This is a genomic window from Janthinobacterium sp. TPC_1 (assembly GCF_056037845.1).
In genome coordinates this window covers 4,857,150-4,869,292 of sequence record NZ_CP195157.1, presented here as the reverse complement: position 1 = coordinate 4,869,292, position 12,143 = coordinate 4,857,150, and the positions used below count along the sequence as shown (strand labels likewise).

The following is a 12,143-nucleotide window of genomic DNA, read 5'->3' as shown; positions in this document are numbered from 1 at the left end:
CCGTGGCGGTCTGGCCGGGATTGCCGTTTCAGGCTACTGCTTGGTGTACAGGCCCCTGGCCAGGCCATTGTCCGCATCGTCGACTTTCAGGCCGCCCTTGACGACGCGCAAGGCCAGCTTCTGGAAAGCCTGGCCCTGGAGCCACTTGGCGTCGGTGACGGCGAAGGCGGCGAGGCGGTCCCTGGCGCGTTCGGGCGGCACGGCCAGCCATTGATAGCCGGCCTTCGAACCCTGGCGGCGCAAGCCGGCGCGCGCCCAGCGCTCCGACGCCGGCATGCGCACGATGGCGTCGCCGTTCGCCACGCTGACGGCCGTGGCCGTCTTGCCGCTTTGCGCCTCGAACTTCACTTCCACGCCGGCCATCGGCCCCAGCTGGGGAAAGCCGACGATGGCTACCCACAGGCCCGCTTCGGCGGGTTTCTGGATGCGCATTTCGTTTTCCTCGAACAGGCGGAACTGCGGCTCCTGGCCGCCGTTGCCCGCCACCAGGGTCACCAGGTCGCCGGCAACGCGCCACTCGCCGCTGGCTTGCTCGTCGGTATTGCCGTAACTGAGCATCCATTCGAACTTGCCGTCCTTTTTCAGCAGCAGTTCGGAACCTACTTCCATGACGCCTTGCAGGTAATAATGCCCGGGCAGGGAGGACGCGGCCGGTTCGGCCGCGCTGGCGGGGGCGGAGAAGGCGAGGGCGGCGCAGGCCAGCAAGCCAGCAAGAGATATTTTCATCGGTGTGTCCTTTATGATATGCAATTATAGTAACAAAAATTTAATTGCCGTCGCACGACACACCGGCGCAGTTGGCGTGCCGCTCAGTTGGCGCTGAAATCGAGCACCACGCGCGCGGCGACCTTGCCATGTTCCAGCCGGCTGAAGACCTCGTTGATGGCCGACAGCGGCTGCAATTCTACGTCGGCCTTGACCTTGCCATTCGCGGCGAAGGCGAGCGCCTCGGCCATGTCCTGGCGCGTGCCCACAAAAGAGCCGCGTATCGTCACGCAATTGGCGACGACGTCGAACAGCGGCGTCGGGAAGTCGCCCGGCGGCAAGCCGACCAATACGCAGGTGCCGCGCTTGCGCGTCATCGCCACGCCTTGCTGGAAGGCGTCGAGCGACGGTGCCGTGATCAGCACGCCGTGCGCGCCGCCGCCCGTCGCTTCGCGCAAGGCCGCCACGGGGTCGCCCTGGCGGGCGTTGATGGTGACTTCGGCGCCGAGGGCGCGCGCGTGCTCCAGCTTGCCTTCATCGATGTCGACGGCCGCCACGCGCAAGCCCATGGCCAGCGCGTATTCGATGGCCAGGTGGCCCAGGCCGCCGATGCCGGACACGGCCAGCCATTCGCCGGGCCGCGCGCCCGTTTCCTTGATGCCCTTGTAGCTGGTGACGCCGGCGCAGATGATGGGTGCCGCTTGCACGGCGGAAAGACCGGCCGGAATGTGCGCGACGTAGCGCGGATCGGCCAGGATGTACTCGGCAAAGCCGCCGTTCTTCGTGTAGCCGCCGAACTGCGCCTCGGCGCACACGGTTTCCCAGGCTGCCAGGCAATGTTCGCAATGGCCGCAAGCCGAGTACAGCCAGGGCACGCCGACCCGGTCGCCCAGCTGCACTTCCGTCACGCCCGCGCCCACGGCCACCACCAGGCCGATGCCTTCGTGGCCGGGAATGAACGGCGGCGTCGGCTTGACGGGCCAGTCGCCGCGCGCCGCATGCAAGTCCGTGTGGCACACGCCGCACGCTTCCGTCTTGACCAGGATCTGGCCGGGACCGGGCACCGGCACCGGAACCTCGCGCAGCACCAGCGGCTGGCCCAGTTGCTCGACAACGGCGGCTTTCATGGTTGTGGGTGTCATATCATTCCTTATCAAGTTGATCATGCATAGTGCTGCCATAGTCTGTTCAACAGACATTTGCGTATGGTCACATTTTGCTGCATGCAATTCGAAAATAGATTGATCTACATCAATATATTAAAACGCGCCACATTCAATGCCCCGAATGCGGTTTCGGATAAATTCCCCTTATTTAAAACAGCGTACGCACTATGCCGCCGAGCGGATGGCGCCGACCAAGGGACGGCACCGCGCGGCTGCCAATGGGAAGGAGGCGGCCACCGTCACAATTGGTCACTTCTGGTGGGTATTGGTGGTTTGTTATTTAAGTAACGGAGTCACTATACTAAGCAAATCAGGGACGGAAAGATAATGGAAAGATAAAAAGTACATTATTCAAGCCGATTTTCCATCCCTGGCTGGCGATAAAAATAAATCAAAAGAACTCGCTGGGCACCGCAATGAAAGCCGCATATAAAAACAGCATGATTTTTTACCCGGCGAATACCGTCTTATTCACGAAGTTCTTGGCATAGAAAGAGACCATGTCAGCACATTTTGATGTTTTTCAACAGACGTTTGCCCTGTCCTTATTATCGAATCTGGCTTCCAACTATATCGCCAGGGACCGCTATGTTCCGGGCACGCATGGCGACCCGCTGGAAGCCCAGCTGGCGGCCAATATCCAGGCCGCCTTGCCTGAGCCGGTGGTCTCGGCAGGCCTGGGGACTGGCTGGGAAATCGTCTGGGGGCCGGCGGTCTGGCGCGGCGCGAAGTCCCGGGTGGCAGAGAATGCCGCCGTTGTCTTTTACAATCCGGAAGTCGCGTTCGAGGATGGAACGACAGCCGCAGCCTATGTGGTTGCCATTGCGGCCACCAATTTCATCTCCGGCTACGACTGGATCGTGGAGGATTTTACGGTGTCGTCCACCGTCAGCTGGGCGCAATATGATCCGGCCATGCCGTTTGCCGTTGCCGCTGCGCCCAATTCCGCCATGCCGCTCATTTCCAAAGGCACGGCGACTGGCGTGCGGCACATTGCCGCATTGACGCCGACCGATCCCGCCCATGGAACAAGCAGCCTTGCCGATTTTATCGGGCAGCTCAATGGCACGGCAAGCGCCGGGACGCGCATGATCTTCACCGGGCATAGCCTTGCCGGCGCGCTGGCGCCGACTTTTGCCCTGTACCTGAAGGAACACGGCGCCTTGTCCAGATTCGAGCGGGTACGGGTTTATCCGACCGCGGGCGCCTCTCCCGGCAATACCAGCTTTTCCAGGCGCTTTGCCGATGCCTTTCCGCGCCAGGCCGCGGGCGGCAAAGCCTGGCAGAGCTGGAATGTCCTGATCCACAATCAGTACGATATCGTGCCGCATGCCTGGGCCCTGGGCACGCTGCTGCAATTGCCTACCCTTTACGGCAATTCCGATGCCGAAGGCGGGGTAAAGCTGCCGGAACAGATATATGGCGTGGTGCTGCTTGCCCTGGCCGATTCCACCGCCTCGAAAACGCTCTACGCCGCTCTGCCGGGCGCCGTATTTTCAGGCGCCCCCCCGGGGCCTGCCCCTGCCACCGCCGCGGCGTACCTGACCATGGCCGGGGTGCAGCATGTCAAGACGTACATCGAAGAGATACTCGGCCCGGATTTTCTGGCAATCGAGCACGGGCCAACTGTTCCTGGCGTTAGCGAATTCAAGGATGTCACGCGCCGTATCGCGGAGATCGTCGAAATACTGGAAAAGATCCCTCACCCGGATGCGGGCAGCGGGCTGCGGCCAGCGGCGCCACTGGCGACGGGGCAGGAAGCCTGAGGCCCGCCTTGCACATCTACGTTTGCTTCACATCAAGGGGAAATAAAAAATGAAATCGGTAGTCAAGAAACACTTTTCTCGCGCCGCACTGATCGCCGGCATCGTATCGGCAGCCTGGGCGCCCAACAGTTTTGCCTGTTCCGACAGCCCTGTCCTGGCGAGCATCTGCATCATGGCCGTGCCATACAATTTCGGCAGTTTCAATCGGCAGTATGTGCTGGCTGACGGACGCGATATGTATATCAATACCAATGTGGCACTGTATTCCCTGATTGGTAACGCTTATGGCGTCGTTACCCAGACGACGTTCAAGCTGCCTGACCTGCGCGGCAAGTTCATCATCGGCGCCAACGGCGAGGACTACATGGCTGGCGACAAGGGCGGTGCAAATGCGATCAAATTGAAGGTTGCACAACTGCCGCCCCACACGTTCGCGCTGGCCGCGGTTCCCGTCGACCTGAGCAAGCTGAAGGTCGGCGTGGCCTTGCCTGCGCTGACGGGCACGGCACTCATTCCCAGTACCGTTGCGACAGGCACGGTAGCGGACTTGAAAATGAATGTGTCCGGTAGCGCCAATGGTGGCTCCTCGCCATCGGGCGCCTATCTGGGCAAGGCAATCTCTGCGTCCTCCAACATTTATTCCTCGGCGGCACCCGATGCGACACTGAATGCCGGTGCTATCACCGGCGGCACCGTTTCGGTCACGCTGCCTGGCATGGCGGGAACCGTGACTACGGTTGGTCAGGCGCTGGACGGCGTCATCGGCGGCACCGCAACGGCCAGCGGCCAGACGCTTCCCGTCGGAAGTGGCGATGCAATCGATATCCGGCCATCTTTTATCGCCTTGACGTATTACATCGCGGCCTCCAATGGCCTGTATCCAAACAGGGATTAGCACTTTGCGTATTCTTGCCGTTACAACAATGGCCGCGCTGCTGCTTGCCGCGCCACAGGCCGGCGCCGCGCCGCGCGACCTCAGCACTGAGCTGAAGCGCGCCGACAAGGCGCTGGCCACCCAGGACTACGGACTCGCCTACAAGGAGTATGCGCGCGTCGCCGCCCGCAATCCCCTGGCGCAATTCAATCTGGGCTTGATCGAACGCGAAGGATGGGGGCGTGCGCGCAATGGGGCAGCCGCCTGCGGCTGGTTCGGCAAGGCGGCGCAGGGCAACATTCCCGCTGCACAACAGTTTTTTGGCGATTGCCTGGCTGCGGGCATCGGCCAGGCGGCCGACGGCAAGGCGGCCGAAGCGTGGTACCGCAAGGCGGCGCAAGCGGGCATCGCCTATGCGCTCTGTTCGGCTGGTCAACTGTATATCGGCGGGCAGGTCGTCGGCAAGGATGTCTGGCACGGCCTGGGGCTGTGCGCGCAAGCGGCGCAGGCCGGGTCGGTGCCGGCCATGCTGCGCATCGCCGACTATTACAAGGATGGCACGGACGTGCCGCAAGACCTGGCGGCCGCGCGTCATTGGTATCGCCAGGCGGCGGAACACCGCAACCATCCGGCGCAATACCGCCTGGGCGTGATGCTGGGGCAGGGCGAGGGCGGCGATGTCAACCTGGCGCTGGCCCTGTCATGGCTGGAGTATGCGGCCTCCGAAGGCTATGCGCCGGCCTATTTGCCGGTGGCCATCCTGTACGCCAACAGCGCGCCCGACCCGGCCACTGGCGCGCTGACGCCGGCCAGCCTGGCAAAGATTTACATGTGGAACAGCGCTGCCCAAGCCACCACGAAAAATACCGCGGAACTGGCCGAGATCGAACGGATTGCGCAACTGGTCAATCAAGTCATGCCGGCACAGTGGAAGCCTGCGCTGGACCGCCGGGTCGCCGAGCACCTGGGCCGATTTTCCGCAAATTAATACATATATAACAAGCGGCATGCCATCCGCGCATGGCGCCGCCAACCAGAGAAAACCATCATGCGTCATGCCTCTATGAACAGAATCTATCGACTCATCTGGAGCCATGTGCACCATGCATGGGTCATCGTCCCGGAACGCACGAAGGGCCGGGGCAAGGCGGCGAATCGCAGCCTCGTGTTCAGCGCCTTGCTGGCGGCCACCCCAGTTGCCATGGCGGGGCCGACAGGCGGCCAGGTGACAGCCGGTAACGGCACCATCAGCCAGAGCGGCGCCACCACCACGGTGACGCAAGCGAGCCAGAACCTGTCATTGAATTGGCAGTCTTTCAACACCACGAGCCAGGAAACCGTCAATTTCGTCCAGCCGTCGGCCAGCGCCATTGCCGTCAACCGCATCGCCGACACGAATGCCACCCGCTTCTTTGGCCAGCTCAACGCCAATGGACAGGTCTACCTGATCAATCCGAATGGCGTGCTGTTCGGCGCCGGATCGCAAATCAACGTGGGCGGCCTGGTGGCCTCGACGCTCGACATCAGCGATGCCGGCCTGGGCGGCGCGACGCGCCATTTCAGCGGCAGCGGCACGGGCAGCATCGTCAACCAGGGCACGATCAATGCCGCCAAGGGCGGCTATGTTGCCTTCATCGGCAATACGGTCAGCAATACGGGCACCATCAACGCCGCAGCGGGTGCGGCGGCGCTGGGCGCGGGCAGCGACGTCACGCTGTCGTTTTCCGGCGATAGCCTGGTCAATCTGCAGGTCAAGCAGAGCACGCTGAACAACCTGGCCGAAAACGGCGGCCTCATCAAAGCCGACGGTGGCGCGGTCTGGCTCTCGGCCGGTGCCAGGGATGCGCTGGTGGCCAGCGTGATCAATAACACCGGCATTATTCAGGCGCGCAGCGTGCAGAACGTCAACGGTTCCATTGTGCTGACGGCTGGCAATGCCGGCACCGCAAGCAATGGCGGCACGCTCGATGCTTCCGGCAGCGGCGGCGCGGGCGGCGGCAGCGTGAAGGTGCTTGGCGGCACGGTCAAGCTGGCGGCGGGCAGCGCGATTGATGTGTCAGGCGAGGGCGGCGGCACGGCTTTGATCGGCGGCAATTTTCTTGGCAGCGGCAGCGAGCAACGCGCGCACACGGCCATCGTCGACGCCGGCGCCTCGATCAAGGCCGATGCCATCAGCCGCGGCAATGGCGGCAATGTCGCCGTCTGGTCCGATAACAGCACGCAATTCAATGGCAGCATCACGGCGCGTGGCGGCGCGGTGTCGGGCAATGGCGGCAAGGTGGAGACCTCGGGCAAGGCCTTGAAGGTCAACGCCAGCGCCTCCGTCAGTACGGCGGCGCCGCATGGCGCGGCGGGGGAATGGCTGCTGGACCCCGATGATATCCTGATCGGCAATGCCAGCATCTGGGGAAATGACTACGGCATCAATGTCGATACGCGCGTCCTGTCGACGGCGCTCAATAACGGCAATGTGACCATCAAGACCACAGGCGCTTCCGCCAGTTGCACGGGCACGACGTGTACCCCTGGCAAGCCCGGCAATGGCGATATCATCATCCTCGACGGTATCGGTTACGGCAATGACTACTCCGTCATTGGATATCCCACCATCCCTAACTGGACCAGCAACACGACGCTGACGCTCAGTGCCTATCGCAATGTGCAGTTCAAATTGACGAATAATGTTTCTTATGGGGGAGCAATCGGCAATCTTGGCGGAGGCATCGTGGCTGAAGGGGCGGTGAATATCGTGCTGAAGGCCGACAATGGCGCCAGGGGCACGGGCACAGTCTTTTTTGACGACCTTTCCGCCATTGATAGCAATATTTTCCTTGCAAATAATGCCGGCACTGTCAGCATCTATTACAACCCCGGCAGCTACAGCACCCCGGCGGACTTTACCCCGTACATCAATAATCCAGCTCAGCTGACCGCCTATATGGCCGTCAATCTGAACGCTTCGATTGCTCCCAAGGTCTATGACGGCACGACGACCGCCGGATTGGCCGGGGTCAGCAGCCTGCTGGCCATGCCCACCGGCCTGACGCTCGATACTGCCGCCGGCCAGGCGGCTAGCTTTGCCGACAAGAATGCCGGCACCGACAAGGCCGTGACCATCACCGGCGTCAGGTTCACTGGCGGCGGCACCACGGTTGCCTATAATGGCCAGCACTACTACCTGAACGGCCTCGACAGCAAGACGGGGACGATCACGCCCAAGAGCATCAACGTCAGCGGCGTTTCCGCCAGCGACAAGACCTACGATGGCACGACCACCGCCACGCTCACGGGGGCAGGCATTTCGTCGTCGGACCTGGTCGGCGGCGATATCGTTTCGCTGGCAGGCGGCTCCGCCACGGGGACGTTTGCCGACGCCAACGCCGGCGGCAACAAGAGCGTTGCCGTCAGCGGCTATGCGCTGACGGGCACGGATGCGGCCAACTACAACCTGGTCCAGCCGGGCAGCGTGACGGCCACCATCCACAAGGCCGATCTGGTCTTGTCCGGCGGCAAGACCTACGATGGCAGCACTGCGGTGGCGGGCGGCACGCTGACGGCCACGGGTGTCGCGGGACAGACTTTCAGCGTCGTCGGCGCCGGCGATGCCAGCAATCTTGCCAGCAAGAACGTGCAAACGGGCGCGGCGCTGGGCAGCACGACCGGCCTCGTCCTGGGCAGCAGCGGCAACGGCGGCTTGTCCGGCAACTACAACGCGCTGGGCACGGCCGGCAGCAGCTATACGGTGACGGCCAAGGGCATCACTTTGACCGGCATCGGCGCCGTGGACAAAACCTATGACGCGACGACGACGGCCGCCCTGAATACGGCAAACGTGGCGTATTCAGGCATGGTTGCAGGCGATAGCCTGAGCCTGGCCGGCCAAGGTGTCGGCAGCTTTGCAACCAAGGATGCGGGCGCGAACAAGACCGTCAGCGTTTCCGGTTTCACCTTGAGCGGGCTGGACGCAGGCAACTACGTCGTCACGCAACCGACCGGCTTGAGCGCGACGATCCACAAGGCCGACCTGGCGGTATCGGGCGTCAGCGCCTTGAGCAAAACCTATGACGCGGGCACCGGCGCGACCTTGAGCGGCACGGCCACGGTCAGCGGTTTTCTTAATGATAACGTTTCCGTCGTCGGCACGGGGACAGGCAGCTTTGCCGACGCCAACGCGGGCGGCAACAAGAGCGTTGCCGTCAACGGCTACACGCTGACGGGCACGGATGCGGCCAACTACAACGTGGTGCAGCCGGGCAGCGTGACGGCCACCATCCACAAGGCTGATCTGGTCTTGTCCGGCGGCAAGACCTATGACGGCAGCACTGCGGTGGCGGGCGGCACGCTGACGGCCACCGGTGTGGCTGGGCAGACCTTCAGCGTCGGCGGCGCCGGCGATGCCAGCAATCTTGCCAGCAAGAACGTGCAAACGGGCGCGGCGCTGGGCAGCACCACGGGCCTCGTCCTGGGCAGCAGCGGCAACGGCGGCTTGTCCGGTAACTACAATGCGCTGGGCACGGCCGGCAGCAGCTATACGGTGACGGCCAAGGGCATCACTTTGACCGGCATCGGCGCCATGGACAAAACCTATGACGCGACGACGACGGCCACCCTGAATACGGCGAACGTGGCGTATTCCGGCATGATCGCGGGGGACAGCCTGAGCCTGAGCGGCCAGGGTGTCGGCAGCTTTGCGACCAAGGATGCGGGCGCGAATAAAACGGTCAGCGTTTCCGGTTTCACCTTGAGCGGGATCGATGCCGGCAACTACGTCGTCACACAGCCGACCGGCTTGAGCGCGACGATCAGCAAGGCTGACCTGGCGGTGTCCGGCGTCAGCGCCTTGAACAAAACCTATGACGCAGGCACCGGTGCGACCTTGAGCGGCACGGCCACGGTCAGTGGTTTTCTTAATGATAACGTTTCCGTCGTCGGCACGGGCAGCGGCAGCTTTGCCGACGCCAACGCCGGCAGCGGCAAGAACGTCGCCATCAGCGGCTATGCGCTGACGGGTACGGATGCAAGCAATTACAACGTGGTGCAGCCGGGCAGCGTGACGGCCACCATCCACAAGGCCGATCTGGTCTTGTCCGGCGGCAAGACCTATGACGGCAGCACAGCGGTGGCGGGCGGCACGCTGACGGCCACGGGTGTGGCGGGACAGACTTTCAGCGTCACAGGCACCGGCGATGCCAGCAATCTTGCCAGCAAGAACGTGCAAACGGGCGCGGCGCTGGGCAGCACCACGGGCCTCGTGCTGGGCAGCAGCGGCAACGGCGGCTTGTCCGGCAACTACAATGCGCTCGGCACGGCCGGCAGCAGCTATACGGTGACGGCCAAGGGCATCACTTTGACCGGCATCGGCGCCGTGGACAAAACCTATGACGCGACGACGACGGCGGCCCTGAATACGGCGAATGTGGCGTATTCCGGCATGGTCGCGGGGGATAGCCTGAGCCTGAGCGGCCAGGGTGTCGGCAGCTTTGTGACCAAGGATGCCGGCGCGAACAAGTCCGTCAGTGTTTCCGGTTTCACCTTGAGCGGGATCGATGCCGGCAATTACGTCGTCACACAGCCGACCGGCTTGAGCGCGACGATCAACAAGGCTGACCTGGCGGTATCCGGCGTCAGCGCCTTGAACAAAACCTATGACGCGGGCACCGGCGCGACCTTGAGCGGCACGGCCACGGTGAGCGGTTTCCTTAATGATAACGTTTCCGTCGTCGGCACGGGGACAGGCAGCTTTGCCGACGCCAACGCCGGCGGCAACAAGAACGTCGCCGTCAGCGGCTATGCGCTGACGGGCGCGGATGCCAGCAACTACAACGTGGTCCAGCCGGGCAGCGTGACGGCCACCATCCACAAGGCCGACCTGATTCTCTCTGGCGGCAAGACCTATGACGGCAGCACTGCGGTGGCGGGCGGCACGCTGACGGCCACGGGCGTCGCGGGACAGACTTTCAGCGTCGGCGGCTCTGGCGATGTGTCGAATCTTGCCAGCAAGAACGTGCAGGCCGGCACGGCGCTGGGCAGCACCACGGGCCTGGTCCTGGGCAGCAGCGGCAACGGCGGCTTGTCCGGCAACTACAATGCGCTGGGTACGGCCGGCAGCAGCTATACGGTGACGGCCAAGGGCATCACTTTGACCGGCATCGGCGCCGTGGACAAAACCTATGATGCGACGACGACGGCCGCCCTGAATACGGCGAACGTGGCGTATTCCGGCATGATCGCGGGCGACAGCCTGAGCCTGAGCGGCCAGGGTGTCGGCAGCTTTGTGACCAAGGATGCCGGCGCCAACAAGACGGTCAGCATCTCCGGTTTCACCTTGAGCGGGATTGATGCCGGCAATTACGTCGTCACGCAACCGACAGGCTTGAGTGCGACAATCAGCAAGGCTGACCTGGCGGTGTCCGGCGTCAGCGCCTTGAACAAAACCTATGACGCAGGCACCGGCGCGACCTTGAGCGGCACGGCCACGGTGAGCGGTTTTCTTAATGACAACGTTTCCGTCGTCGGCACGGGGACAGGCAGCTTTGCCGACGCCAACGCGGGCGGCAACAAGAGCGTTGCCGTCAACGGCTACACGCTGACGGGCACGGATGCGGCCAACTACAACGTGGTGCAGCCGGGCAGCGTGACGGCCACCATCCACAAGGCCGACCTGATTCTGTCCGGCGGCAAGACCTATGACGGCAGCACTGCGGTGGCGGGCGGCACGCTGACGGCCACGGGCGTGGCGGGGCAGACCTTCAGCGTCGGCGGCGCCGGCGATGCCAGCAATCTTGCCAGCAAGAACGTGCAAACGGGCGCGGCGCTGGGCAGCACCACCGGCCTCGTCCTGGGCAGCAGCGGCAACGGCGGCTTGTCCGGCAACTACAATGCGCTCGGCACGGCCGGCAGCAGCTATACGGTGACGGCCAAGGGCATCACTTTGACCGGCATCGGCGCCGTGGACAAGACCTATGACGCGACGACGACGGCGGCCCTGAATACGGCCAATGTGGCGTATTCAGGCATGATCGCGGGGGATAGCCTGAGCCTGGGCGGCCAGGGTATCGGCCATTTTGCCAGCAAGGATGCGGGCGCGAATAAAACCGTCAGCGTCTCCGGTTTCACCTTGAGCGGGATTGATGCCGGCAATTACGTCGTCACGCAGCCGACAAACGTGACGGCGACGATCAACAAGGCAGAATTGGTGCTGTCCGGCATCAGCGCAGCGGATAAAACCTATGACGCGACGACGACGGCGGCCCTGAACACGGCCAATGTGGTGTATTCCGGCATGATGGCAGGGGATCAGCTCGCTTTGGCAGGGCACGGTATCGGCCATTTTGCCAGCAAGGATGCGGGCGCGAATAAAACGGTCAGCGTTTCCGGTTTCACCTTGGGCGGACTGGACGCTGGCAACTACGTCGTCACGCAGCCGACCGGCGTGACAGCATCGATCGGCAAGGCCGACCTGGCGGTGTCCGGCGTCAGCGCCTTGAACAAATCCTATGACGCGGGCACCGGCGCGACCTTGAGCGGCACGGCCACGGTCAGTGGTTTTCTTAATGATAACGTTTCGTCGTCGGCACGGGCAGCGGCAGCTTTGCCGACGCCAACGCCGGCAGCGGCAAGCACGTCGCCGTC

At 63.3% G+C, this 12,143-nt stretch carries 5 protein-coding genes and 1 pseudogene; 4 read left to right on the top strand and 2 right to left on the bottom strand.

Features of this window, described 5'->3' with window-relative positions:
* Positions 1-33 precede the first annotated feature (33 nt).
* Together ACQVLG_RS23690 and ACQVLG_RS23685 are read right to left on the bottom strand one after the other, a co-directional pair.
* Positions 34-726 (bottom strand): hypothetical protein, encoded by a 693-nt coding sequence (locus tag ACQVLG_RS23690; RefSeq protein ID WP_474291248.1) that lies wholly within the window; start codon positions 724-726, stop codon positions 34-36.
* 83 nt (positions 727-809) lie between these two features.
* Entirely contained in the window at positions 810-1,847 is a 1,038-nt protein-coding gene (locus ACQVLG_RS23685) for a zinc-dependent alcohol dehydrogenase (RefSeq protein ID WP_474291247.1), read from the bottom strand.
* A gap of 524 nt (positions 1,848-2,371) precedes the next feature.
* Here ACQVLG_RS23685 and ACQVLG_RS23680 point away from each other — a divergent pair.
* From ACQVLG_RS23680 to ACQVLG_RS23665, 4 genes and pseudogenes are all read left to right on the top strand, one after another.
* The gene (locus ACQVLG_RS23680; protein WP_474291246.1) at positions 2,372-3,637 is read left to right on the top strand and encodes a lipase family protein; all 1,266 of its coding nucleotides are present in this window, start codon (positions 2,372-2,374) and stop codon (positions 3,635-3,637) included.
* 49 nt (positions 3,638-3,686) lie between these two features.
* Entirely contained in the window at positions 3,687-4,532 is an 846-nt protein-coding gene (locus ACQVLG_RS23675; protein WP_474291245.1) for a phage tail protein, read from the top strand.
* Between the two features lie 28 nt (positions 4,533-4,560).
* Complete coding sequence (locus ACQVLG_RS23670) at positions 4,561-5,499, top strand: tetratricopeptide repeat protein (protein ID WP_474291244.1); 939 nt, start codon at positions 4,561-4,563, stop codon at positions 5,497-5,499.
* Positions 5,500-5,559: 60 nt separating this feature from the next.
* Positions 5,560-11,928, top strand: a pseudogene (locus tag ACQVLG_RS23665) (YDG domain-containing protein); the annotation flags it as partial.
* Between the last annotated feature and the right edge of the window lie 215 nt (positions 11,929-12,143).